This window comes from Lachnospiraceae bacterium GAM79, from assembly GCA_020735665.1.
Lineage (GTDB): Bacteria > Bacillota > Clostridia > Lachnospirales > Lachnospiraceae > Coprococcus.
The window spans coordinates 1,388,667-1,414,982 of sequence record CP085928.1 but is presented as its reverse complement, the minus strand read 5'-3'; the positions used below and the strand labels follow the sequence as shown (position 1 = coordinate 1,414,982).

20 protein-coding genes, 1 tRNA gene and 1 other annotated feature are annotated in these 26,316 nt (G+C 40.8%); of the genes, 20 read left to right on the top strand and 1 reads right to left on the bottom strand.

Going from position 1 to position 26,316, the window contains the following annotated elements:
• The first annotated feature begins 1 nt into the window (after position 1).
• The 10 genes from LK416_06315 to LK416_06270 all read left to right on the top strand — a co-directional run bounded on the left by LK416_06315 (position 2) and on the right by LK416_06270 (position 8,918).
• Complete coding sequence (locus LK416_06315; protein UEA75786.1) at positions 2–481, top strand: HD domain-containing protein; 480 nt, start codon at positions 2–4, stop codon at positions 479–481.
• Positions 481–1,287: a dihydropteroate synthase gene (folP, locus tag LK416_06310; protein UEA75785.1), complete on the top strand. Its 807-nt coding sequence runs from the start codon at positions 481–483 to the stop codon at positions 1,285–1,287. The genes LK416_06315 and folP overlap by 1 nt, the downstream gene beginning before the upstream one ends.
• A gap of 127 nt (positions 1,288–1,414) precedes the next feature.
• Positions 1,415–2,239, top strand: a complete 825-nt coding sequence (gene folK / locus LK416_06305; GenBank protein UEA75784.1) for a 2-amino-4-hydroxy-6-hydroxymethyldihydropteridine diphosphokinase — start codon at positions 1,415–1,417, stop codon at positions 2,237–2,239.
• The gene (locus tag LK416_06300) at positions 2,187–3,344 is read left to right on the top strand and encodes a prephenate dehydratase (GenBank protein ID UEA75783.1); all 1,158 of its coding nucleotides are present in this window, start codon (positions 2,187–2,189) and stop codon (positions 3,342–3,344) included. Before folK ends, LK416_06300 begins: the two co-directional genes overlap by 53 nt.
• A 32-nt stretch (positions 3,345–3,376) precedes the next feature.
• Positions 3,377–4,912 carry an HD domain-containing protein gene (locus tag LK416_06295; protein ID UEA75782.1) on the top strand — a complete coding sequence of 512 codons (1,536 nt, stop codon included), beginning with the start codon at positions 3,377–3,379 and terminating at the stop codon, positions 4,910–4,912.
• The gene (locus LK416_06290; protein UEA75781.1) at positions 4,913–7,042 is read left to right on the top strand and encodes an RNA degradosome polyphosphate kinase; all 2,130 of its coding nucleotides are present in this window, start codon (positions 4,913–4,915) and stop codon (positions 7,040–7,042) included.
• Between the two features lie 81 nt (positions 7,043–7,123).
• Positions 7,124–7,253: a sequence feature (ribosomal protein L20 leader region), on the top strand.
• A 27-nt stretch (positions 7,254–7,280) separates the two neighbouring features.
• Positions 7,281–7,775, top strand: coding sequence for a translation initiation factor IF-3 (infC, locus tag LK416_06285; GenBank protein UEA75780.1), 495 nt, complete (start codon positions 7,281–7,283; stop codon positions 7,773–7,775).
• A gap of 37 nt (positions 7,776–7,812) precedes the next feature.
• Positions 7,813–8,010: a 50S ribosomal protein L35 gene (gene rpmI, locus LK416_06280; GenBank protein UEA75779.1), complete on the top strand. Its 198-nt coding sequence runs from the start codon at positions 7,813–7,815 to the stop codon at positions 8,008–8,010.
• 21 nt (positions 8,011–8,031) lie between these two features.
• On the top strand, positions 8,032–8,388 hold the full coding sequence (rplT, locus tag LK416_06275; GenBank protein UEA75778.1) for a 50S ribosomal protein L20: 357 nt from the start codon (positions 8,032–8,034) through the stop codon (positions 8,386–8,388).
• A 224-nt stretch (positions 8,389–8,612) separates the two neighbouring features.
• The gene (locus LK416_06270) at positions 8,613–8,918 is read left to right on the top strand and encodes a hypothetical protein (GenBank protein ID UEA75777.1); all 306 of its coding nucleotides are present in this window, start codon (positions 8,613–8,615) and stop codon (positions 8,916–8,918) included.
• Positions 8,919–9,196: 278 nt separating this feature from the next.
• Here LK416_06270 and LK416_06265 read toward each other — a convergent pair.
• Positions 9,197–9,280: transfer RNA gene (locus tag LK416_06265), tRNA-Leu, on the bottom strand.
• Between the two features lie 403 nt (positions 9,281–9,683).
• Between LK416_06265 and LK416_06260 the strand changes: the two genes are divergently transcribed.
• The 10 genes from LK416_06260 to LK416_06215 all read left to right on the top strand — a co-directional run bounded on the left by LK416_06260 (position 9,684) and on the right by LK416_06215 (position 26,298).
• Positions 9,684–10,709, top strand: a complete 1,026-nt coding sequence (locus LK416_06260) for a hypothetical protein (GenBank protein UEA75776.1) — start codon at positions 9,684–9,686, stop codon at positions 10,707–10,709.
• Positions 10,706–13,084: an efflux RND transporter periplasmic adaptor subunit gene (locus LK416_06255; GenBank protein UEA75775.1), complete on the top strand. Its 2,379-nt coding sequence runs from the start codon at positions 10,706–10,708 to the stop codon at positions 13,082–13,084. Before LK416_06260 ends, LK416_06255 begins: the two co-directional genes overlap by 4 nt.
• A 14-nt stretch (positions 13,085–13,098) precedes the next feature.
• Positions 13,099–15,918 (top strand): ABC transporter permease, encoded by a 2,820-nt coding sequence (locus LK416_06250; protein UEA75774.1) that lies wholly within the window; start codon positions 13,099–13,101, stop codon positions 15,916–15,918.
• 3 nt (positions 15,919–15,921) lie between these two features.
• Positions 15,922–16,599: an ABC transporter ATP-binding protein gene (locus LK416_06245; GenBank protein ID UEA75773.1), complete on the top strand. Its 678-nt coding sequence runs from the start codon at positions 15,922–15,924 to the stop codon at positions 16,597–16,599.
• A 289-nt stretch (positions 16,600–16,888) separates the two neighbouring features.
• Complete coding sequence (locus tag LK416_06240; protein UEA75875.1) at positions 16,889–17,767, top strand: ABC transporter ATP-binding protein; 879 nt, start codon at positions 16,889–16,891, stop codon at positions 17,765–17,767.
• A 155-nt stretch (positions 17,768–17,922) separates the two neighbouring features.
• Entirely contained in the window at positions 17,923–19,542 is a 1,620-nt protein-coding gene (locus LK416_06235; GenBank protein UEA75772.1) for a DUF6034 family protein, read from the top strand.
• Positions 19,543–19,808: 266 nt separating this feature from the next.
• Positions 19,809–20,111 (top strand): metal-sensing transcriptional repressor, encoded by a 303-nt coding sequence (locus LK416_06230; GenBank protein UEA75771.1) that lies wholly within the window; start codon positions 19,809–19,811, stop codon positions 20,109–20,111.
• Between the two features lie 250 nt (positions 20,112–20,361).
• Entirely contained in the window at positions 20,362–22,986 is a 2,625-nt protein-coding gene (locus tag LK416_06225; GenBank protein ID UEA75770.1) for a heavy metal translocating P-type ATPase, read from the top strand.
• 82 nt (positions 22,987–23,068) lie between these two features.
• On the top strand, positions 23,069–24,598 hold the full coding sequence (gene cls / locus LK416_06220) for a cardiolipin synthase (protein UEA75769.1): 1,530 nt from the start codon (positions 23,069–23,071) through the stop codon (positions 24,596–24,598).
• Between the two features lie 50 nt (positions 24,599–24,648).
• Positions 24,649–26,298, top strand: coding sequence for an O-antigen ligase family protein (locus LK416_06215; protein UEA75768.1), 1,650 nt, complete (start codon positions 24,649–24,651; stop codon positions 26,296–26,298).
• The last annotated feature ends 18 nt before the right edge of the window (positions 26,299–26,316 follow it).

Sequence of the window (26,316 nt, the reverse complement as noted above, 5' to 3'; positions counted from 1 at the left end):
GATGGACAGAGTCAACGCAATATTAGCGAATGAAGAATATAAAGACTGGATGGAGCAGATCAGGAGATCGGAGAAAGAGCGGAGATTCTGCTGTCATGGGATTGATCATTGTCTGGATGTAGCAAGGATCGGAATGCTGATGAATCTGGAGGAGAAGCTGGGACTGGAACCGGAGCTTATCTATGCGGCAGCATTATTACATGATATCGGACGGGCGGTCAGCTATCAGACCAGCGAAGAACATCATCTGGCAAGTGTCCGCAACAGCCGGAGTATTTTGCTGGCAACCGGATTTTCCGGTGAGGAAACAGAGCTGATCCTAGAAGCAATCAGCAAACATAATACGACAGGGAAGGAAGCAGAGGGGCTTTCCTATGTGATATATAGGGCAGACAAGCTTTCCAGACGTTGTTTTGACTGTGAGGTTTATGACGAGTGTTACTGGAAGGAAGACGAAAAGAACAAAGGAGTGGTCTACTGATGATTATAGGGAACAAAGAATTTAAACTGAATGAAAAACCATACGTAATGGGAATCTTGAATGTGACACCGGATTCTTTCTCCGATGGAGGAACACATAATAAGTTCGATGATGCATTGTATGCCACAGAGCAGATGATAAAGGATGGCGCAGATATTATAGATGTAGGCGGAGAATCGACCAGACCCGGTTATACATTAATTTCAGATGATGAGGAGATTGGTCGTGTTGTTCCTGTGATCGAGGCGATCCGGGAACGATTTGATACCGTAATTTCACTGGATACCTATAAGGCTGGCGTGGCGGAAGCCGGAATCCGGGCAGGTGCAGATCTGATCAATGATATCTGGGGCTTCAAATGGGATGGAAGGATGGCAGATATCGTTGCTTCACATGATGTGGCATGTTGTCTGATGCATAACAGAAGGGTAATGGATTATACCGATTATTTAAACGACGTTGTTAAAGATCTGGACGAATCTGTTCAGATGGCACTGAATGCAGGTGTGAAGAAGGAGAAGATCATGGTAGATCCGGGAATCGGATTTGCAAAGAACTTAGAACAGAATCTTGCTTTGATGAATCATCTGGAGCTTTTGCACAAATGGGAGCTGCCGGTTCTTCTTGGCACATCCAGAAAATCCATGATCGGTCTGACTCTTGATCTTCCGGTTACAGAGCGGGAAGAAGGAACGATCGCGACATCGGTCATGGGGCTTATGAAGGGGTGCCGGTTCTTCCGTGTGCATAATGTAAAAGGAAATGCGCGCGCACTTCAGATGGCATGGGCGATCATGCATAGTTAATACAGTCAATAAGAGAAAATGAAGCAGTACTTAATGATTCAATGAACAGAAGAAAAATTTCAATGAATCATAAATAAAAAAGATGAAGTTTGATCTGGTAAAAGGGAGAACAGACAGGAGGCGTCGGATGGATAGAATCAGCATAAAAGGACTGGAAATATTTGCCAATCACGGGGTTTTTAAAGAAGAAAATGTGCTTGGACAGAAATTTGTAATTAATATTGATATGTATACATCGACAAGGGCGGCAGGGATCCGGGATGATCTGAAGCTGTCTATTGATTATGGAGCTATCTGTAATCTGGTTGAAAAGACGATGAAAGAGCATACGTATAAGCTGATCGAAGCAGTCGCAGAAGAAGTAGCGGCGAATATCCTTCTGTCATATCCGACGATGTCAGAGGTTGAAGTAGAGGTTGAGAAACCATGGGCACCGGTATTGATGCCTCTTCAGACAGTGTCAGTAAAGATACGAAGAAAGAGACACATTGCTTATCTGGGACTTGGTTCGAATATGGGCGACCGGGAATCCTATCTCGATTTTGCGATTGATGAATTAAATAAAGATGAATATACCAAGGTGACAAAGGTTTCCGATTTCATCGAGACAGAGCCATATGGTGGCGTGGAACAGGATAATTTCTTAAATGGCTGTATCGAGGTGGAGACACTTCATTCACCGGATGAACTGTTACATCTGATCAATGCGATTGAGAAGGATGCCGGAAGAGAACGCCTTATCCACTGGGGACCACGAACACTGGATATCGATATTCTTTTGTATGATGATCTTGTCTGTGATGAGGAGAATCTCCATATCCCACATATAGAGATGTGCAAGCGGGAATTTGTATTAGAGCCGTTGTCCAATATAGCAGGCTATAAGAGACATCCGGTCAATGGCAGGACAATCCGGGAGCTGCTTGACGAGCTGGAACGGAACGAAGAATAAACCGGGAAAAATGAATGAGCATGTGCATTTAATGGTATTGCATAATTTTGAAGACAATATCAATATTATAGAAAGACTGCAGGCGGAATGTCCTGTATTTGGAGCAGATAAAACAATGGATAAATATAATATGGAAGATTTACGGACAGTAGAAGCACAGATTGCTTCTCTTGTAAAGACAAGAGATAAGATCCTGGCAGGTATGGCAAATGAGAATAAGAAACTGACGAATGACAGCTCTCAGGTTGTTTGTGATGGAATGAAGGATTTTACCTGTGTGAAGAAATTAGAAGTAGATAAGGACACTGTTGTCTGTTATCAGGGGGTTCCGGGAGCATACAGCCAACAGGCAATGTTCAGGTTCTTCGGAAAAGAGATCCAGAATATCAATGTGCCGGATTTCGGAGATGTGATCGAGATGGTGAAGAACGGCAAGGCAGACTATGGTGTACTTCCGATCGAGAATTCTTCAGCCGGATTTGTAAATGGAATCTATGACATGGTGGGAAATAATGATGTGACCATCGTCGGCGAAGAAGAGGTTCATGTAGCACATGCATTAATGGGTGTGCCGGGCAGTGACCTTTCCCGGATCAAAACCGTATATTCACACACACAGGGTTTGCTTCAGTGCGCGAATTATCTGAGCCGGAAGCCGTGGAAGCAGTGCAGTGTTGCAAATACGGCAGTAGCGGCGGTCAAGGTTATTGAAGAAGGAGATAAGACACAGGCAGCGATTGCAAGTGAGCTTGCAGCAGAGCTTTATGGACTTCAGATCCTTGCAAAGGACATTGTGAACAATGACAACAATACGACACGTTTTATAATCCTGTCAAAACAGAAAATCTTTGTGGAAAAGGCTGAAAATATAAGTATCCGCTTTTCCTTGCCGGATGAAAGTGGTACACTTTACAATATATTGAGCCATATAAATCTGAACGGAATTAATATGACAAGCATCGAATCAAGACCGCTTACCGGTAGAAAATGGGAATATGCCTTTTTTGTTACAATGGAAGGCAGTCTATTAGATTCAAGAACAAGACATGCATTACAGGGAATCTGTGAAGATGCGATGGATTTTCGTCTGATCGGTACATATTAGGGGTGTAAAAAAGAAGTGAGGTGTATGAAAGTATGGCAGGAAAGACATTTGCCGCGATCAATGTAGGTTCTAATGAGATATCAATGAAGATCTGCGAGATCACACCAAGAAAGGGTGCGAGGGAGCTTGATACCGTAAAAACGATCATTGAGCTTGGAAGTGATACCTATAACAAAGGATATATCGAAGAAAATAATTTGAATAAGCTGTGTGACACGTTGATTAAATTCCGGAGAAAGATGAAGGAATACGATGTATCTGATTACAGGGCATATGCATCCAGTGCGGTCAGAGAAGCGGAGAATGCTTCTATGATCATTGAGAGAATTAAGATGTGTACGGATTTTGATGTGCAGATACTCAGTAATTCAGAACAACGTTTTATGAATTATAAAGCATTCGTGGCAACCGGGATGGATGTGGATGTGGCAACTCATAAGAATAACGCATTGCTTGATATCGGAGCCGGAAGCTTACAGATTTCGATCTTTGACAGAAGAAATCTGGTACAGACACAGAATCTTCCGATCGGTGCAGTCCGAATCCGTGATTATCTGACCCGGTTCGGTTCCGATACGGTAGATCTTGAAACACTGATGGAAGAGTACGCATCAAATGCGATCATAGAATTCAGAAATCTGTTTTTAAATGATAAAGATATTAAGAGTATTATTGCAATCGGTGATGGTATCAACAACCTGAAAAAAGTTGGTCCGGAGCTTTCGATTGCGAACAGTATATCGAGAGAACAATTCCGCATTCTCTATAAACGGGTAGTTGACATAAAACCGGAAGATCTGGCGGAACGATATGGTATTCCATATGAGCGTGCCACCCTGATGCTTCCGATGGCGATTATTTATCAGTCATTTCTGGATAATTCCAGGGCAGAGGAGATCCTGACTCCGAACGTGATCTTCTGTGATGGTATTATTGCCGACTATATGGATAAGCAGGGAACCTTCCTGATGGACAAGAATTTTGATCAGGATATTCTTGCATCTGTGAATACGATTGCAAAGAAATATAAAGTAAATCGTGCGCATGTCCAGAATGTATCGGATAATGCACTTGCAATATTTGACAGCATACGAAAATTACACGGACTTGGTAAACGGGAACGGTTGCAGTTACAGATCGCGGCGATCCTGCATAACTGTGGTAAATTTGTAAATATGAAGGATGTATCCCTGATCTCTTATCATATCGTGATGGCGACGGAAATCCTTGGACTTTCTCATAAAGAGAGAGAGGAGATCGCAAATGCGGTTTATTATAATGGATTTTACCTTCCGTCGGAATTAAGGGCATCCGGGCGGATCGGATCGGCAGATTATATGAAGGTGGCTAAGCTTACCGCTATCCTTCGACTGGCAGATGTGCTTGATAAGAGCTATAAACAGAAGATTACGAATCTCAGGATTTCATTACATGATAATACACTGGTGATCTATACAGATACGCTGGAGGATATTACACTTGAAGCAGGTATGTTTAAAACGAATAATATCTTATTTGAAAAGGTCTATGGTGTAAAAGTAGTATTGAAACAAAGGAGGGGCATATAAATGAGCGATAAGAATTTATTTTACAACAGGGAACTGTCCTGGTTGGAATTTGATAAAAGATGCCTGAGTGAAGCGAAGGATAAGAATATTCCGATATTTGAACGGATCAAGTTCCTAAGCATCACAGCATCCAATCTGGATGAGTTTTTTATGGTGCGTATCGCATCCTTAAAGGATATGAAGAATGCGGGATATACGAAGAAGGATATCGCCGGAATGACACCGGAAGAACAGCTTGATGAGCTGATTCCTGCAACGAAGGAATTCATGAAGAATCAGTATCAGACCTATAATCGTTCTCTGGTTCCGTTATTAGAGGCAAATGGACTGAAGATCATCAGACATTATGAAGATCTGACACCGGAACAGTCCAGATATGTAGATAAATTATTCGAGCGGGATATCTATCCGGTATTAACACCGATGGCAGTGGATTCTTCCAGACCGTTTCCTCTTGTAAGAAATAAATCTTTAAATATCGGTGCGCTGATCTATGATAAGAAGAAAGACGTTACAGATATTGCGACCGTTCAGGTTCCATCTGTACTTCCAAGAGTGATCATTCTGCCATCTGAGCGACAGGGCATGACAGAGATCATCTTGCTTGAAGAAGTGATCGAGAAGAATCTGGATAAGCTGTTCTTAAGCTATGATATCGTATGTGCACATCCATATCGTATTATGCGTAATGCGGATTTCTCAATTGATGAGGAAGAGACAGCCGATCTGTTAAAGGAGATCGAGAAGCAGTTAAAGCAGCGCCAGTGGGGTGAGGTTATCCGTCTGGAAGTAGAAGATACGATGGATAAGAAGCTGTTAAAAGAATTAAAGAAGCATCTGGATGTGGTTGATCGTGTTGTATATAAGATAAACGGACCGCTTGACCTTACCTTCCTTATGAAAGTAAATGGCCTGCCGGGCTTTGATCATCTGAAATATGAGAAATATGTTCCACAGCCGGCATTTTCAAATGGTGACTACAGCAATATATTTGATAAGATCAAGAAGCATGACCGTCTGTTGTTCCATCCATATTATGAGTTCACGCCGGTTATTGAATTTATCCGTCAGGCAGCAGTCGATCCAAATGTACTTGCGATCAAGCAGACCTTATATCGTGTCAGCGGCAATTCACCGATCATAGCAGCGTTAGAGCAGGCTGCGGAGAATGGCAAGCAGGTAACTGTTCTGGTTGAGTTAAAGGCAAGATTCGATGAGGAAAACAATATTGCATGGGCGAAAAAGCTTGAGAAAGCCGGTTGCCATGTTATCTATGGCCTGGTCGGACTTAAGACTCATTCCAAGATCGCACTGGTTGTCAGAAGAGAAGAAGATGGTATCAAGCGTTATGTACATCTTGGTACCGGTAATTATAACGATCAGACAGCAAAGTTATATACAGATATGGGACTCCTGACCTGTTCAGACCCGATCGGCGAAGATGCAACGGCAGTATTTAATATGCTGTCCGGATATTCAGAGCCAAGAAAATGGAACAAACTGGCAGTTGCACCTATCTGGTTAAAGGATAAATTTCTGATGCTTATTAACCGTGAAGCGGAAAATGCCAGACAGGGTAAGAAGGCACGGATCATTGCTAAGATGAATTCTCTTTGTGATCCGAAGGTGATGGAAGCCTTATATGATGCATCGGCTGCCGGTGTTAAGATCGATCTGATCGTCCGCGGTATCTGCTGTATCAAAGCAGGTGTGCCGGGACTCAGCGAGAACATATCGGTTCGTTCGATCGTTGGTAATTTCCTGGAACATTCCAGAATCTTCTATTTCTATAATGATGGATTTGAAGATATCTATATGGGTAGTGCGGACTGGATGCCGAGAAACCTTGACAAGCGTGTCGAGATCACCTTCCCGGTAGAAGATCCTGATCTGAAGAAACGGATCAAGGACATCTTAAAGATCCAGCTTGCCGATACTTTAAAGGCTCACATCATGCAGCCGGATGGCAGTTACGAGAAGCAGGATCTTCGCGGCAAGGTAAAGCTGGATTCCCAGATGTATTTCGCAGAAGAAGCCCGTAAGCGTTCTGCAAAGCCGGAGGATGCAGATGCCGCAATCTCCCATGACCGGGTATTTATCCCGATCGAAGCGGAAGAGAGCGAGCATTAAAAAGTTGCTGGATACAGTAAAAAAATTCTTGACATTTGCACATATATATGCTAACCTGTAGAAGCTGTTTAGCAGAGACAGACAAGAAAGCAGAGTATCCACTCTCACCTTAGCACGAAGAACAGTGACTCGGGTTCATATCTAAGTAGATTATAATATGTACTTATATATAATAGTGGATGGTTTGCGCTGTCCACTATTTTTTATGCAATGGAGGTAAAAAGTCATTAGCGAATTAATGATTAACGAACAGATTAGAGACAGAGAAGTGCGCGTGATCGGCGAGGATGGTCAGGTGATCGGAATTATGTCCTCCAGAGATGCACTGAAGCTTGCAAAGGAAGCAGAGCTTGATCTGGTTAAGATCGCTCCACAGGCAAAACCACCTGTATGCAAGATTATTGATTATGGTAAGTACCGTTATGAGCTTGCTCGTAAGGAGAAAGAAGCCAGAAAGAAACAGAAGACAATGGAGATCAAGGAAGTTCGTTTATCTCCAAACATTGATACTAACGACTTGAATACAAAAGTAAATCAGGCAAGAAAGTTCCTGACACATGGCGATAAAGTAAAGGTTACACTTCGTTTCAGAGGTAGAGAGCTTGCCCATGTAGAACAGACAAAGGGCATTCTTGATGAATTTGCCGAGAAGCTTTCAGACATCGCGGTCATCGATAAGCCTGCCAAGTTTGAAGGAAGAAGTATGATAATGTTTTTAACTGAAAAACGTTAATTTACAATATGACATATATTAAGGAGGAAATACACACATGGCTAAATTAAAGACAAAAAGAGCAGCAGCTAAGCGTTTCAAGAAAACAGCTAACGGCGGTCTTAAGAGAAGCAAGGCTTACAAGAGCCATATCTTAACAAAGAAGACAACTAAGAGAAAGAGAAATCTTAGAAAATTAACAATGACAGATTCAACAAATGAAAAGGTAATGAAGAAGATTTTACCTTATATCTAATAAATCAGGAGGAACTAGAGAATGGCAAGAGTAAAAGGCGGCGTTGGCGCTAAGAAAAAACATAACAGAACACTTAAGCTGGCTAAAGGTTACAGAGGAGCCAGATCAAAGCAGTATAGAGTAGCAAAGCAGTCAGTTATGAGAGCTTTAACAAGTTCATATGCTGGCAGAAAGCAGAGAAAGAGAGAATTCAGACAGTTATGGATCGCTCGTATCAATGCTGCTGCAAGAATGAATGATATTTCATACAGCAAATTAATGCACGGCTTAAAGCTTGCAGGTGTAGACATCAACAGAAAGATGCTTTCAGAGATGGCTATCAGTGATCCTGAAGGATTTGCGAAGCTTGTTGCTGTTGCAAAGGAAAAGCTTGCTTAATTTAATATAAGCAGATAAAAACAGATCATGATGATTTTCGGAAGAAGATGGTTATGGTCTGTTTTTGCGTTATCGGAAAGTTTGCCCTGACAAGTGATCCGTTATTTTAAAGATCATAAATAATAGGCGGACATCGACATAATTGCCTTTACATAGTTGTCCTGTTCATACTATAATAGAACTATATATTGAGCTAATTTATGGGACATGGAGGGTGACATATTATGTTTGTAGAACGAGTAACAAGAGAGCAGATGAAGATGTTTTTAGAGACATTCGCATGCTGCAGCGAACAGAAGAATCTGGTAATGAGATTGAATTATGCAGGAAAAGAGCCATATCTGGATGTGACCAGATACAGCAACGGAATGATGTACACAGACTCTTACTACGATTTTGACAGTACATATTGCAGTAACCTGTGGAACAAATTCCTTTATACACAGTTTACACATGAGTACTACAGTGCATTTAAGGCACATCTGTTAGAAGACGTAGAAAAGAAACTTACCAATATGATAAAAATTTGAGATGGAAAAAATCCCTGATGTCGGAAGCTGTATCCGCGTCAGGGATTTTGTCTGTAGATATATCCTTTATTCCGCAGGAACGCTTTCGCTCTGTTTCTTACATAACGGTACTAAACTCCCCCCTGATGGTGGATCGTTAAGGACCGATGTAAGAAAAGGTCTGCTACATAAAGATATATCTACAGACAAAATCTTGACATTAGAAGCAAAACTTCCGGCATCAGGCTTTTGTGGACATAAAAAAAGAAAACCTCAAAGGTTTTCTAAAAAAATAAAGATGCGGGAGATGGGACTTGAACCCACACGCCGTTTCCAGCACTAGATCCTTAGTCTAGCCTGTCTGCCAATTCCAGCACTCCCGCATGTCTTATTCCGTACGGCTTACCGCCGACGCAAGTAAGATAATACCACTGTGCTATATAAATGTCAACAAGTTTTTTCACTTTTTTAAAAAAAAATAAAACACACGCAGTATGACAGAATTTTTCGCCACAAAATGGACATATTTATATGCTATACTACTTTCGATAAACATGTGCAAAAAGAAAATTATAAGATGCAAATATGATACATTTCTTTTTTATAATACCAAAGCAGAAGACTGTAATATTAAGTAATGACAATATTATCTAGAAAACCTTAAGATTGTTTAATATGCTGATACATTGCTTGAATAAAGCAGGAAGACAGAGTAAAATTACAATGGTTTTTTCTTAAATTAAAATAAACAGATACATAATAATGATGTGTAATAAGGAGGAAACAATGCGAAAACATATAAAAAAGGGTATGACATATATATTATGTGCCGGCATGGTTGCAGCCCTTCTCAGTGGATGTAGCAGCAGGAAGACGGAAAGCAGTAAGCCATCGATCCATATTGATGAATATACCAAGGTAGGATATGATACAGCTACAGTTCAGTCGGGTGACATTGCTCCTGTTCTGGAGTTAGATCTTTCCCCGGATAAATATGAAACAAAGTCATATAAAGTTCAACAGGATGATTATAAAGTTGAAAAAGTAAATGTGGCAAAAGGTGATCGTGTAAAAGCCGGTGATATCATGGTACAGTTTAAGGCAGATGAGATTCAAAAGACGATTGATGAATATACACAAGAAAAGGAAGAAAAACAGCTTTTGATCGAGCATTATCAGAAATTGATGCAGATTGATGGATCGGAAGATTATTCAGATGATATTGAAAGCCTGAAAGAAGACCTGACAATTGCAGATACATATATTAAAGAGCAGAATGAGAAGATGAAGGATTACTGTCTGATTGCTGAAAAAGACGGAACAGTGACCTATGTTGACGACAGTCTGGGATATGGATATGCAAATTCCGCGTCCAATTTGATAACGGTGGCATCAGGATCCTCAAATTATACAGTAACTACAGATGATACGTATGAATTTAAGGTTGGAGATGAATACGAGGCAGATTATGAGGTCGCAAAATACAATATGAAAGTTATTGATGTTAAGAAATATACAGACGATGCAACCGGAAAAGATATGCAGACGATCCTTTTTGAGCCGGTAGACAATATGGCAGGTATATCCGAAGATAATAAACTGACGATGACTATTCATAAACCGGTAATTAAAAATGTAGTATATGTTCCTGAAAAGGCAGTATGTGAAAAGTCAGAAGGCCAGTATTATGTATACACAATTAATGATGATGGTTATCGTTTGGCAGTAGATGTAACAGTTGGTGAGACCGTAGATGGATCTACGATTATTAAATCAGGATTAACAGCAGGAGAGCAGGTGACGATAAATTGAGAAAGATAAATATGAATTATAAAAGAAAATCTTACGGAGCCCGACTGGTAGCGCTATCTATGGCACTGATGTTGTGTGTGACTTCCTGTGGCAAGAAACCGGAGAAAGCACCTGAATTGTTGGATCCGGTATCAACCAATGAAGCATATCGTCCGGTATCAAAAGGGGATGTTGGTAAGAAAATCATAAAGAATGGTTCTGTAGTTCCAACGGATTATTGCTATTTCTATAAGTCCTCTGTAACAATTTCTAAGATCTATGTGAATGTCGGAGATTATGTAGAAAAAGGAACTGTACTTGCTGAAGCAGATGATGATGAGACCACATCAGGAATTGATGATTTAAAGGCTTCATTATCTACACAGGAGCAGACACACACTATTAATGAAAAGATATATGAGCAGACACAGAAAGAAAATGATTATAAGATAAAAGCCTGTGAAGAGGCAGGTGATACGGCAGGAGCCAAAGAATATCAGAGTGCAAAGGCTGTAAATGCAGAAAATAACCGCTATGATAATCTGCTGTATAAATATCAGGTAAAAAAACTTAATCAGCAGATCAAGGAAAAAGAATCACTTGCAACTGACAGTAAATTAGTGGCAAACCAGAGCGGTTATGTTACATATGCAAAGAATCTGTCAGGATCAGATGAAAACAGCGGAACTGCTGCAGGCGGTGAAAATGTTGTAATTATTTCAGATTATAATGATCCATATATTGAGATTACCGGAGAACAGATCACAAAAGACGGGTATGCGGCAGTTTATAATACAATGTATACGATGATCGACGGTAAACGATATGATCTGGAAGAATACAGTTATACCAACCAGGAGATTGCAGCAGCACAGAGTGCATCCAAGCTTCCATACGTCAGATTCAAACTAAAAGGTGCGGATAATAAGAAAATCCTGAAAACCGGAACTGTTACACCTCTTTATTTCAGTACTTCGGATGCATCTCAGGTTCTTGTTGTCGGAAACGATTCCCTGTATCAGGATGGAGATAAGAATTTCGTATATGTGAAGACAGAAAGCAGTGATAAAGAGAGACGTGATATTAAGATCGGTGCATCAGATGATAATTATACAGAAGTAGTAAGCGGCTTATCAGAGGGAGAGCTTGTTTATTACGATTCTGATTCGGCCATACCAAGCGATTACACAACGTATGATATCAAATTAAATAATTTCAAAAAAACAGGAACCAGCAGATCCTATAAGATGGTGGACACTAATCAGGTAACATATTCATCACCGGTAGAGGGTTATTTTACCAAATTTGATCTGGCAGAAGGACAGGAGGTCAAGAAAGGTGATCTGTTATTTACAGTTGACAGTGGTGGAGGAAGCGCAGAGCTTTTAGAGCTGAATGGTCAGATTACGGATGCAAAGACGGAATATGATTCTAATATATCAGGATATGAGGAACAGATTTCAGATCTCAGAAAACAGATCAACGAATATAAATCAGGTAAGAAAAAGCAGCAGGCAGCAACCCCGGGTGATGCAGATGGTGAAAATACCCTTTATATGGTTGAACAGTTGTCATGTCAGATAGAAGTAGCGAAATATAATGAACAGCTTGCAAAGATCAACTATAATGCAACTGTAAATCCGTTGATTGCAAAACGGGATAAGCTGAATGAGAATAATGACGGAAAAGGCAATATCAGTGTATATGCAGATAGTGATGGTGTTGTTCAGAATGTATATGTAAGTACCGGTTACCAGCTGCAGGAGGGCGACAAGGTTGTCAGTATAGGAAGTAATGAGTCTAAAATGATGTCTCTGTCGTTAAAGGATAACAGCGGAAACAGCAGAAGAAATAACAGCGGCGGCGATGATTCCGATGGCGGATCAGGCGATGCAAATGCAAAGCTTTTGATCAATCAGGAAATAACTTTGGTTAACCAGAAGGATGACAGCGATAAGTATACAGGAAGATGTATCGGAGCAACAGCGGATTCACAGAAAGCATATGTAACAACAATTGATGGTGAAGTATATGTAACAAGCAGTGCTTCATCAGATGAAACAAGATACTATATCAAGGTGGATGATGAAAAATTCTATGACTCACCAAAAGGCTATTTTGTAAATTATGCTCAGCTGTCACTCGACAGTATTGTAACGATTCCGCGAAACCTGGTCTATGAAGAGCAGAATAAGACATCCGGAAAACAATACAAATATGTATGGAAACTTGAAGGCGATGAAATCGTAAAACAATATGTTACTCTCGGAGATGAGACACAGACGGAAGTATGTATACTGACAGGACTTTCGGAAGGCGATGTTATTATCAAGAGTGCGATAGAGGACGAAGGTAAGAATACATCGAAGAAATCGAAGGATGATTCAGAGGAGTAGAAAGGAGAAGAGGAATGTTTAAATTTTTAGGACATAAGTTATTAAACAAGAAATGGCTCAATGCATGTCTTCTTCTTGGTATTGTACTTCTGGTTGCAGTAGCATCCTGTAATCCGATGTTCAAAAACGGTGCTATGGATATGACATTATCATCGAAATTTGACGCTGCGATAGAAGATAACAATGTATATTCGGCGGTGATCGGAAGAGGAGGATCCTGTGATACAAAGGAATATCCGGACTCAGATGCAGTAGAAGCAAGAGTAAGTGCTTATGAGAAAAAATGGCTCAGTTATATCGATGTACCGGTTTTAAGCAGACAGATCCGTATGTTTATTGAAGGGACATATGCAACGACCAGCCTCGGTTCCAGAAGATTTTTCAGTATTAACTATATGCCTGATATGGAGGAACATATCAATGTAGCATTTGGAGATGATCTGGAAAACGGAAAGGTAGAAGAAGGAACTTATCCGGTTTTGATGACACAGCAGGATATGGACACATATAATCTGGTCGTTGGTGAGGTAGTATCTATTGACAAGCTTACCGATTCGGATGGTAATACTTTGAAATGTACGATCGTTGGTATTTTTGAACCATCGGATGAAAGTGATATTTACTGGAAAGAGACTCCGGCAGATTTTGACAAAATGATGTTTACCGATAAGGCATCCTTTGATGAGATGATCCGGAAATATAATATACTTACTGTATATTATACGAATTCGGATATGCTTGATTATGCATATATCGATCATTCAAATGCAGCGGATATTCGTTATTACCTGAGTGCTTTTTCGAAGGCAGATGGTAATTTTACACAGAATTTCAGCAGTATCCTCGCAGAGTATCAGGATGATGCAACTTCTATAATGATCATCATATGGGTACTGGAGCTTCCGATCATTGTATTATTGCTGGCATTTATCTATATGGTATCCAGTCAGATACTTGAAATGGAAGATGGCGAGATCGCCATGTTGAAGAGCAGAGGTACAAGTACCAGACAGATCCTTGGAATATATTTCGGACAATCGGCAATTCTTTCAGGAATCGCAATTGTAATAGGTATTCCGATCGGTTATCTGTTATGTAAGTTATGTGCAAGTGCAACATCCTTCCTGAAATTTACGTTTGGTGATACTCATTTCTATAAACTGACATGGGGAATGTTGTTATACAGTTTCGTTGCAGCTTTGGTGGCAGTTCTGTTTGTGACACTTCCGGTTTTGAAATATGCAAAGAACTCGATCGTAGAACAAAAGAGCAAAATGGGCAAGATCAGTACCAAACCGTTCTGGGAGAAAGCATTTCTCGATGTGATCCTGGTAGCGGTATCGGTATATCTGCTGTACAACTACAATAAACAGAAAAGTGATATTGCACTTAATATTTTAGCCGGTAAGAAGCCGGATCCATTGATCTTCCTGAATTCCTCACTGTTTATTTTCGCGGTAGGTCTTCTGGTGCTTCGTCTGATTAAATATCTGATTAAGTTCATCTATTTCGTAGGTAAGAAGAAGTGGTCTCCGGCAGTATATGCGTCTTTCCTTCAGATTACAAGAACGGTTAAGAAACAGGGCTTTATCTCTGTATTTCTTGTAATGACGATCGCTATGGGTATGTTCAATTCGAATATGGCAAGAACGATCAATGAAAATAATCAGGAACGTATCGAATATAATATGGGAACGGATCTGATCTTGAAGGAACGCTGGAAAGCCGGTGCATATCTGGATAAGGATAAGCAGAGCCACTGGTATTATGAGGAACCGGATTATGAGAGATATACAGAAAGCCTTTCGGGTATTTGCTCCGATCTGACGCGTGTTATTTATGATGATAATGTATCAATTAACGTTGCCGGTTCAGAATTGTCAGGTTCTGTTATGATGGGTATTAATACAAAAGAATTTGGTGAGACCGCAGAATTGAAATCCGGTCTTAATGATAAACACTGGTTTAATTACCTGAACAGCATAGCGACTGTTTCAAATGGTGTAATTATTTCATCTAATCTGGCAAAAAAATATGATCTGTCGATCGGAGATAATATCAAGTATACGAGATACAGCGATATCAAAGGACGCGAAGATGTAGAGCTTGGTTCGGCAAGCGGTCCGATCTGTGCGATCGTTGATGCATGGCCGGGCTTCAATCAATATACATATGAAAAAGACAGCAGTGGTAAGATCGTCGAAAATGAACGTTATCTGGTTGTTGCCAATTATGCATATGTAGTTGGATCATTTGGGTTGACACCATATCAGGTATGGGGAAGACTCGCAGCAGGGCATGATTATAAAGAAGCCGTTAATGCAATACAGAAGCAGGACATTCAGTTGAACAGTTATGAAAGTGTTGATCAGGATGTCAGAGACATGCTGGAATCTCCATTGGTTCTGATCACAAATGGTTTATTCTCATTGAGCTTTTTAGTTGCAGTCATTCTTTGTACGATCGGCTTCCTGATCTACTGGATCACATCCATCAAGCAGAGAGAGCTTCTGTTTGGTATTTACCGTGCGATGGGTATGAGTATGCATGAGATCAATAAGATGCTGATCAATGAGCAGATGTTCAGCTCCGTACTTGCCAGTCTAGCCGGCTACGGAGTCGGAGCTGCGGCTACAGCACTGTTCGTAAAGCTGGTAGCTGTTGTATATTTGCCGGAGGCTCATAATATAGCGATAAGCATAACGGTTAATCTGTTTGATATTTTGAAACTGACAATCGTTATTGTAGTAATGTTTGTTATCTGTTTTATTGTTCTTCGTACAATATTAAAGAAGATGAACATTACACAGGCATTGAAGCTTGGGGAGGATTAAACTATGGATATGATTACTGCAAGAGGAATAAAACGATGCTTTACGGTTGGAAACGGCGAACCATTTTATGCTCTTAAGGGAATTGATCTGGATATTCCTGAAGGCAAGCTTGCAATATTAAAAGGTCGATCCGGTTCCGGTAAGACGACATTGTTAAATATACTGAGTGCTCTTGATGATGCAACGGAGGGACAGGTTATTATAGAAAATAATGACCTGTCAGAGATGTCTGTTGCGGATAAAGAGAAATTAAGACGATTTGATATTGGATTTGTATTTCAGTCGGTTGCGTTGATTCCGATCATGAATGCATACGAAAATGTTGATTTCGGACTCCGCTTGGCGGAGTATGAAGGCAATCGTGATTCACGAATTCGCGAAGTACTGGAGATGGTTGGACTGAGTTCCAGAATGTATCATATGCCAAATCAGATGTCCGGTGGTGAGCAGCAGCGTGTAGCTATAGCAAGGGCAGTTGCTCATAAGCCAAAAGTTATATTTGCAGATGAACCGACGGGAGCACTTGATACGGCTTCCGGATTGAATGTCATGCGGTTGTTCAAGGATCTGGTTGCAAAAGAAGGAATAACCATTGTTATGACGACCCACGATCCAAACCTGATGGAACTTGGAGATGTTGTATTTGAGATAGAGGATGGTGAGATCATTGGCAAAGCATAGTGGATTATTTAAGAAGAAAGAAAAAAAGAATATATCCGGGACGGAGATGCTTGATTCTGTATCTACAGATGAGCACAATACAGATGTTCAACAGGATATGGAAGAACAGAAGAATGACAGTCTTTCAGTCTTAGCTGATGATACAGCCGAAAAGCAGGAAACAGATACGGAAGCGGATGAAACTGCAGAAAATGACGAGACAACGGAGAAACCGGTAACAGATGCTGAAACGGATACAGAAGCATCGGAGACAGATGGGACTGATACAGATTCTGTGGAATCTGATAATATCATTGATTGTGACAGCCTGGTTAAGATCTACAAGACAGATGAAGTTGAGGTTATGGCACTTCAGGGACTGGAGCTTACAATCAAAAAAGGTGAGCTGATGGCGGTTATCGGTAAATCCGGTAGCGGTAAATCAACGCTGTTAAATATGATCGGCGGTCTGGAACGTCCTACGGCGGGTAAGCTGTATGTAGATGGTAAGGATCTGTTTGCCATGACTGATAAGGAATTGGTGGAATACAGAAAGCATACGGTTGGGTTTGTATGGCAGAAGAATTCCAGAAACCTGCTTCCTTATATGACAGCACTAGAGAACGTTCAGGTTCCGATGTATTTTGACAAAGATAATAAAGCGGACAGAGAAAAGAAAGCATATGATCTGTTATGTAAAGTGGGATTGAAGGAAAAGGTGAATTCTTATCCGTCTCAGATGTCCGGTGGTGAGCAGCAGCGAGTTGCGATCGCGATTGCACTTGCAAATGACCCGAAGATACTTCTGGCAGATGAGCCGACAGGTGCAGTTGATTCCAAGACGTCGGATATGATACAGGATCTGTTCCGGAAACTGAATGAGGAGCTTGGTATTACGGTTATCATAGTAACACATGATATCAGTCTGGCAAATAAGGTAAGCCGAGTGGTTATGATCGCTGATGGCAAGATCAGTACAGAGAAGATTATGAAAGAGGACTATCGGAAAAGAATTAATGACATGGAAGGCGTTAATTTCAACGGATCAGATTCTCATGAGGAATATTCAGTTCTGGATAAAGCGCATCGTGTTCAGATCAGTGATGATATTCTGGAGGCAGCAGGAATTGACACAAATAAAGTAAAGATTCAGGTTGTTGACGGAAAAGTTGTAATATCAAAAGAATAAAAATAATCGAAATAAAGGCGAAAATATTGTGTGTTCACAGTATTTTCGTTTTTTTATGCGTGTTTTTTCTTGCTATTAAATATTCGCTCGATTATAATAACCTTGTTTAACTGAATAATATCAGTGTATAGTCTGAAAATTTCTAGGAGGAAATCATGAGAAAGAAAAAGTTCACAAAAATGACAGCTCTGCTTTTAGTAACAGCATTGTCAGCAGCAACCGTTTTTTCCGGCTGTAATAAAAAGGTGGATTATGATGTGGATGGAGACGGAAACAGTGAAAACAGTGGTTCGGGAGATAGTGGTGCGCTTGCTTCACGTCTGGGAATTCCTGAATCCTATGAGGGAGATATTGAGGTCGGTGATTCCGGATTAAAGAGTATTAAGATAAAAGATGACGATATAAGTGTTCCGGCATCTGACAGCATGTCTATCATTAACTATAAAAGTAATACATTTGACAATGCATATAAGCAGAAAGTTTGCGAGGCAGTGTTTGATAAATCAAAAGGAATCTATGTATATGACTGGGAACATCAGACAAAGAGTGATCTTCAGTCGCAGATTGACTCCTTCCAGGCAATGTTAGAAGAGGCAAAGGCATCGGGAGACACAGAGACAGAGAGCTATTGTAATGAATATATATCTTATCTGGAAGATGAGATGACGAATGCAACAGACGAACGTACAGGTGCGGGTGATTACAGTGCAACAGATTTTATAGGTAATATCGGTGATAATGAATATATGCTTTCATTTTCAGATTCAGAAGAGGGACTGGGAGCAAATTTTGAACTGTCCTATTATCCGTCCGAAGGACTTATAAATTATAAGCCACATGAGGGCGCTACATATGTTTATGCATATGATGCGCAGTATGGTGATGAAGATGTAGATGAAAGCATGCCGAACAGCTGTACATTTACACAGGATGAGGCAGTTTCTCTTGCACAGGAATTCCTGAGCAGCTGTGGTATTGATGATGTGATCCCTACATATACATCCCAGCTTTTATGGGAATATTACGATACCTCATATGACGTTGTAGCGACAGAATACGACGGATATATCATGACATTTGGACGTTCGGTAAATGGTACTGCACCATATAGTGCGGATCTGTCCATGGTAGATTCCCTTTCATCCGATGATGATGTCTGGTATGATTCAACATCTGAGACATTTACGATACAGGTTGATTCAAACGGAGTGATCAATGCAAGCTGTTATCCGCTTCTTGCACCGACAGGAGATGAGCAGAAGAATGTAGAACTGATGAGCTGGAAAGATCTGTTAAGTGCATTGAATAAGAATGTACCGGCATACTATACAGAAAATAAGACTTCTTATAATGATATTGAATATAACGATGTAAGACTTACGTATTATTGCATGAAGGATGAATCGCAGGAGAATATATATCAATATGTACCGGTATGGATATTCGCACAGGCAGATGAAGAAGATGGAAATTATGATTTTGATTATCCTGTACAGGCAATCATGGTAAATGCAGTTGACGGAACGATATATGATCTGAAAGAGGTTCTTCAGAGTACAGATGCATCCGCTTATTATGATGATACGATGGACAGCACTTATACTATCGACGGAGAAGAAGACGGATCAGATGAATATGATGATGACACCATTATAGGTGGAGATGATGGTTCAGACGATACAGATATCGATTCAAGTGATGTAGATAATGAGAAAGACAGCTCAGATATTGATACACTGGAAAGTAGCGATGATGCCATTGCCGATGTAGAATAAAGAACGAAGTAATCAGGGCTATAATAATTAAGAATAGAACAGAGAGTTTGATAGAAGATATCAGATTCTCTGTTTTTATTTTACAGGAAAGAGCCGCTGGTGACTCTTTTTTATAATTGCAATATTTTATCATTAGATGACTTGACAAAATACCCCTATGGGGTATATAAAATATATCGTATAAATAACCTGATGGCTGATAAGATACAGTCTGATATTTATAAATAGATGAATTTGCATAACAGATCAGAAAGGAGCAAACAGGAATGGAAGAACCATGTTGCCATTGTCATAAAACAAAACAGAGAACAGAAGGTGAATATAAGAAGCTGATGAACCGGCTGAATCGGATCGAAGGTCAGATCCGTGGAATCAAGGGGATGCTGGAAAAGGATGCATATTGTACGGATATATTAGTACAGGTTGCTGCTGTCAATTCTGCATTGAACAGCTTTAATAAGGAACTTCTCGCAGAGCATATCCGAACCTGCGTGATCGAGGATATCAAAGCAGGAAAAGAGGATACAGTGGATGATCTGGTTGATACTATTAAAAAATTAATGAAATAAATACATAGAGATGTTTCAGCCGGAAAGGATAATATATTCGTATGATTGTTTCGATCTGAAACATAATAAAAATTATAATGAACGCAAAATTATTTGCTCGCAAGAATGCTGATTTTGCGGAATGCATAGAATGTGCGAAGCACATGATATAATGAACGCAAAATTATTTGCTCGCAAGGATGCTGATTTTGCGGAATGCATAGAATGTATGAAGCACATGATAAAAAAGCTCGATAAGAAGGTGAATGATTTGGATAAATATAACGTAACAGGAATGAGCTGTAGTGCCTGCAGCGCAAGTGTGGAAAAGGCAGTAAAGAAAGTGAAAGGGATTGACAGTTGTACAGTCAGTCTGCTTACAAATTCGATGACGGTAGAAGGAAAGGCTGATCCAAAAGCAGTTATCGAAGCAGTAGAGAAGGCAGGATACGGAGCCAGTCTGATGACAGGAGAAGACCGGAAGGATGCCGGGAAGAAGCAGGCGATGGATGCAGATGAACTGGATAATCATGCAGCTCTGCACAAGATGAAGGTCCGGCTGATCGCATCTATCGTTATGTTAATTCCGCTGATGTATATTTCCATGGGACATATGATGTGGGGATGGCCGCTTCCGGCGATCATCAGTGATAACCATGTCGCTATGGGACTGATCCAGATGTTATTTGCAATTGCGATCATGGTTGTAAACCAGAAGTTTTTTATTAATGGATTTAAAGGTGTGATCCATGGAGCACCGGGTATGGATACATTAGTAGCACTTGGCTCAGGTGCATCCTTTATTTACAGCACATATGTATTATTTGCGATGACAGATGCTGTGATGAGACAGGATAACGATCGTGTTATGACCTTGATGCATGATTTTTATTTTGAATCGGCAGCGATGATTCTTGCACTTATAACGGTTGGTAAGACTCTCGAGGAATATTCCAAAGGACGTACGACAGATGCCTTAAAGGGATTAATGAAGCTTGCACCCAAAACAGCTATTGTTCTTCGTGGTGAAGAAGAACAGGAAGTCGCTGCTGAGGATGTGACAGTCGGAGATGTATTTATCGTCCGTCCGGGTTCCAGTGTTCCGGTAGATGGTGTGGTTATAGAAGGAAACAGTGCGGTTGATGAGTCTGCTTTATCCGGTGAGAGCCTTCCGGTTGATAAAGCTGAGGGAGATAAGGTATCTGCCGCAACGATCAATAAATCCGGTTATCTGAAATGTCGGGCTACCAGAGTCGGTACAGATACGACCTTATCCCAGATCATTGAGATGGTCAGTGATGCAGCAGCAACAAAAGCTCCGATCGCAAAGATCGCAGATAAGGTATCCGGTATTTTTGTTCCGGCTGTATTGATCTGTTCTCTGATCACTATTATTGTATGGATCATTGCAGGAGAGAGCACAGGATTTGTACTTGCCAGAGGAATATCGGTGCTTGTGATCAGTTGTCCGTGTGCACTTGGACTTGCAACGCCGGTTGCCGTAATGGTAGGTAATGGTGTCGGAGCAAAACAGGGTATCTTATTTAAGAATGCAGCGGCACTTGAGATGACAGGAAAAACAGATGTGGTTATATTAGATAAGACAGGAACGATCACAAACGGAACGCCGGAAGTGGTAGATGTAGTTCCGGAAAATGGATACAGTGAGACAGATCTGCTTACCTTTGCAGCAAGTCTGGAGCAGTACAGTGAGCATCCGATCGGCAAAGCCATTATGGAATATGTCGGACAGAAGGAAATTAAGCCACAGAAAATCGAAGATTTTCAGGTGCTTCCGGGAAATGGACTCCGCTGTAGATTAAGCAGTGGGGCGGCTTCACAGAATGAAAGTGTATTTTATGCAGGACAGAACCATTCTCAGATATCAGATCATATTTTGCTGGGAGGAAATGAAAAATTCATCAGCCGGTATGTAACCTTATCCGAGACGGATAAGACACTGGCAGAAGAATTAGCCTCACAGGGTAAGACGCCGATCTATCTGGCAATCGATGAGAATAAACTGATCGGTATCCTTGCAGTTGCAGATACGATCAAAGATGATGGAATCCTTGCGATCAAAGAATTAAAAGAGATGAATTATTCAGTTGTTATGTTAACCGGAGATAATGCAAAGACAGCAGAAGCAATCGGTAAACAGGCAGGTGTTGACCAAGTGATCGCTGATGTACTGCCGGATGGAAAAGAAGCGGTAGTAAGAGAACTGATGAAGGAGCACCGTGTAATCATGGTTGGTGACGGCATTAATGATGCCCCGGCATTAACCCGTGCGGATATCGGTATGGCGATCGGAGCCGGAACCGATGTTGCGATCGATGCGGCAGATGTGGTACTGATGCGGGAAGGCCTTCGAACCGTTCCTGCAGCGATCCGGTTAAGTATGGCAACGATACGAAATATCAAAGAGAACCTGTTCTGGGCATTTATTTATAACATTATCGGAATACCGCTTGCCGCAGGTGTCTGGTATCCGATGTTTGGCTGGAAATTAAACCCGATGTTTGGAGCATTTGCCATGAGCCTTTCCAGTTTTTGTGTAGTAATGAATGCATTACGGTTGAATTTCGTGAAGATATATGTTAATAATAGTAAATACAGAATACACCAAAAAATGGGATCAAAAAATGTTGAGGGAAATAATAAGATAGAAAAGGAGACTGGTACGATGAATAAGACGGTGTATATAGAAGGAATGATGTGCGGACACTGCGAGGCAAGAGTGAAGAAAGCATTTGAGGCACTTCCACAGGTAACAGAAGCGGAGGTCAGCCATGAGAAGAAGCAGGCGGTGCTTACTTTAAGTGGCGAGTTATCCGATAAAGAGATTAAGAATACAGTGAAGGAAGCCGGATATAAGGTAACTTCGATCAAGTAAAATAGAAATACGGGATAAAAGATAAAATGGCAGGGCACGGTTTACTGTGTCCTGTCATAAATTAATAAGAAGGAAATTGTCTATGAAGAAACTATTGAACAGGTTATTTAGTCGAATGGTAATTACATGTCTGCTGGTAGCGGCGCAGTTGATCTTCTTTATGGTAGAAGTATTCAAGCTGCAGCAATACTATGTATTGGTGGCGGCTATTCTGCATTTGTTAAGTTTTATAGCTGTGATGCATCTGTTATTAAAGGATGTGAATCCGTCAATTAAACTGGCATGGATCGTTCCGATCCTGATGTTTCCGGTTCTCGGTGGTCTGCTTTATCTGCTCTATGGACATATCATTATGCCGAAGAAGTTAGAGAAATACATGAAGCATGCGGCAGAATGGGACTACGAGACGGATCTGTATGCCAATATGGCATATTTTAGTGATGTGATAAAAGGGCAGCAGCCATACCGGTTGTTCAAATATACAGAAGATTATGCAGGTTCGCTTGTATATCAGAATACGGATGTCCGGTATTATCCGATGGGTGAAGATGTCTGGCCGGATTTTGTTGATGATCTGAAAGAGGCAAAGAAGTATATTTTCCTTGAATACTTTATTATTAATCCGGGTGAAATGTGGGATACGGTTCTTGACATCCTAAAAGAGAAAGTAAAAGAGGGCGTGGAAGTCCGTCTGATCTATGATGACATCGGCTCAGTCTTTTATGTGCCAAAGTATTACTGGCGTGAGATGGGGAGCTATGGGATCAAATGTATGGCATTTAATCAGGTGGTTCCATTTCTGGCAACGATCTTTAATAACAGGGATCATCGGAAAATCGCGGTTATGGATGGTAAGGTTGCCTATACCGGCGGCTTTAATCTGTCCGATGAGTATATAAATAAGAAAGCGCCTTATGGCAAATGGAAGGATAATGGTATCCGTATGGAAGGTGATGCTGCATGGCGTTTTACAATCCTGTTTTTACAGCTGTGGAACAGTATCCGAAATGAAGATAAGCATATCTTAAGCTATCGTCCAACAGAGCAGAAGAAACATTTGAACGATGGATATCTTCAACCATATACGACAAATCCGCTCAAGAAAGAGCCGATTGGCGAGAACATATATATGCAGATGATCAATGACGCAAGAGAGTATGTATATATCTTTACACCATATCTGATCGTATGCAATGAGATGATGACAGCATTAAAGCTTGCGGCAAAGAGAGGTATCGATGTCCGGATCGTAACACCGGCGATTCCGGATAAGAAGATGATCTTTCGTATGACACAGTCGAGCTACAAAGAGCTGCTTCGTGCTGGCGTGAAGATCTATCAGTACACACCGGGATTTATCCATTCCAAATGTATCCTGACGGATGATAATCTGACATCGATCGGTTCTATCAATATGGATAACCGAAGTTTTTATCATCATTTTGAATGTGGTGTATTGGTATATGATTCCAGTATCATTGCAGAAGTGAAGTACGATATGGTTTCAACGATGAGGGAATCCGAAGAGATCACACTGGACTGGTGTAAGGAGCATATGTCAAGAATTACACTGGTGGATGCTTTCCTCAGACTGTTATCGCCACTGCTTTAAACAGAATTGGAAATAAATGAAAAATGCTTTTGTAGAATGGATATAAAAATATGGGAAAAGTAGATCAGAAGAACAAAAGAGGAGATATTTATAAGATAACGGATGCAGTGATCCATCTGTATCTGGTCTATATGTTTGTGATTTTTCCTCTGGTTCTGCATGATGGATATAAAGATATTACCATAACAAAATATAATTTTTTTAAGAACGGTGTTCTGGCACTTCTTATAATCATGGCACTGCTTCTGGTTCTGTATCTGACAGATCGTTCGGGAAATACAGGTCATCCGGGAAGTGATAGGGCAGTATCAAAAAAACATACCATACTGGCATCGGATGTCTTTATGGTTTTGTTTTTGATTGCAGGATTTTTTGCTTTTTTAGCAGCAAAGGATCGGATGGCGGCATTCACCGGGGAATTGGGAAGAAGATGCGGTTTCGCATTTTTGCTTCTCGTCGGAGCAGCCTATATCTGCGTGGCAGTAGGATGCAGCGTGAAAGAATGGATCTATCCGGTATTTGCCTGTGTGAGTGGACTTACATATCTGATGAGTATTCTGCAGCATCTGGAGATTGATCTGTTTCATCTGTATGCGTCGATTCGATTTGACCAGAGACCGATGTTTATATCGACATTTGGCAATATTAATATGTACGCAAGTTTTCTCTGCTTGACGATCCCGTTATTTATGGCGGCAGGCATGTATGCAGACAAATGCTGGAAGCGTGTGTTATATACATTCGTTTTGTTCCTTGGAGGAATGGCAGTTATTGCCGCAAATAGTGATGTAGCTTATATTGGTATCGGAGTACCGATGGTGGTGCTGTTATTAGCAGGGATAAGAAATCGGGTAAAGACATATGATGATCGTATGGTGATCGGACAAAATTCCACCTGTGACCCGTTTTTAGGTTGGCTTATAGGATATGCCGGTATCGTTCTTGGTTATACGGTGATGGCATTTCTTACGACCGGAACCGGAAAGGGATACGATAAGCTGACAGGGCTTGCAAAGCTGGTGGATCATCGCCTGATTTTAACAATTGAATCTATAGTGTTGGTGATAGGCAGTCTGCTCTACGGATGGGGCAGTAGAAAAAAGGCAGATTGTGTAGTTGCCCAAAAGAAAGGTTTAAGGTCTGTTAAGGATAAAAAGCAGGCATCTACAATGGGATGTTGGAAGGTAATATTTTGGAGCGTGGTTGGGATATTGATCCTTACTGCATTTGTAACAGTGGTAACAGGAGTCGGCAACCAGTGGGAGATATTTACCTTTGACGATGAATGGGGCAATTACCGGGGATATGTCTGGAACAGACTTTTCCGGATTTATCAGGATCTTCCATTTGTGAATAAGGTATTTGGTACGGGAAATGAGAGTATCTATACATTGATGTCCGCAAGGTACAGTGATGAGATGATAGAAGTGACAGGAACAGTCTATGACAGTGCACATAATGAATATCTGCAATATTTGGTAACTATGGGTATCGTTGGTCTTATCACATACCTTGGGCTTATCATTACGTCCATTGTGAATGGAGTGAAGCTGGTAAAGGAAAATCCTTTATGTATGCCGCTTCTTGCAGGCATGATAGGATATGTCGTACAAGCATTTGTAAATGTGGAACAGCCGATCACGACACCGTTTTTATTCCTGTTTCTTGCGCTTATGGCAGGAATGAGAAGGAGAAGTTGACAGGAGTTGACGGGATTG

What these genes read in the sequence shown, in the direction of transcription:
- LK416_06315 (UEA75786.1), top strand. Translation starts at nt 2, where the DNA reads ATGGACAGAGTCAACGCAATATTAGCGAATGAAGAATATAAAGACTGG.
- folP (UEA75785.1), top strand. Translation starts at nt 481, where the DNA reads ATGATTATAGGGAACAAAGAATTTAAACTGAATGAAAAACCATACGTA.
- folK (UEA75784.1), top strand. Translation starts at nt 1,415, where the DNA reads ATGGATAGAATCAGCATAAAAGGACTGGAAATATTTGCCAATCACGGG.
- LK416_06300 (UEA75783.1), top strand. Translation starts at nt 2,187, where the DNA reads ATGGCAGGACAATCCGGGAGCTGCTTGACGAGCTGGAACGGAACGAAG.
- LK416_06295 (UEA75782.1), top strand. Translation starts at nt 3,377, where the DNA reads ATGGCAGGAAAGACATTTGCCGCGATCAATGTAGGTTCTAATGAGATA.
- LK416_06290 (UEA75781.1), top strand. Translation starts at nt 4,913, where the DNA reads ATGAGCGATAAGAATTTATTTTACAACAGGGAACTGTCCTGGTTGGAA.
- infC (UEA75780.1), top strand. Translation starts at nt 7,281, where the DNA reads ATGATTAACGAACAGATTAGAGACAGAGAAGTGCGCGTGATCGGCGAG.
- rpmI (UEA75779.1), top strand. Translation starts at nt 7,813, where the DNA reads ATGGCTAAATTAAAGACAAAAAGAGCAGCAGCTAAGCGTTTCAAGAAA.
- rplT (UEA75778.1), top strand. Translation starts at nt 8,032, where the DNA reads ATGGCAAGAGTAAAAGGCGGCGTTGGCGCTAAGAAAAAACATAACAGA.
- LK416_06270 (UEA75777.1), top strand. Translation starts at nt 8,613, where the DNA reads ATGTTTGTAGAACGAGTAACAAGAGAGCAGATGAAGATGTTTTTAGAG.
- LK416_06260 (UEA75776.1), top strand. Translation starts at nt 9,684, where the DNA reads ATGCGAAAACATATAAAAAAGGGTATGACATATATATTATGTGCCGGC.
- LK416_06250 (UEA75774.1), top strand. Translation starts at nt 13,099, where the DNA reads ATGTTTAAATTTTTAGGACATAAGTTATTAAACAAGAAATGGCTCAAT.
- LK416_06245 (UEA75773.1), top strand. Translation starts at nt 15,922, where the DNA reads ATGGATATGATTACTGCAAGAGGAATAAAACGATGCTTTACGGTTGGA.
- LK416_06235 (UEA75772.1), top strand. Translation starts at nt 17,923, where the DNA reads ATGAGAAAGAAAAAGTTCACAAAAATGACAGCTCTGCTTTTAGTAACA.
- LK416_06230 (UEA75771.1), top strand. Translation starts at nt 19,809, where the DNA reads ATGGAAGAACCATGTTGCCATTGTCATAAAACAAAACAGAGAACAGAA.
- cls (UEA75769.1), top strand. Translation starts at nt 23,069, where the DNA reads ATGAAGAAACTATTGAACAGGTTATTTAGTCGAATGGTAATTACATGT.
- LK416_06215 (UEA75768.1), top strand. Translation starts at nt 24,649, where the DNA reads ATGGGAAAAGTAGATCAGAAGAACAAAAGAGGAGATATTTATAAGATA.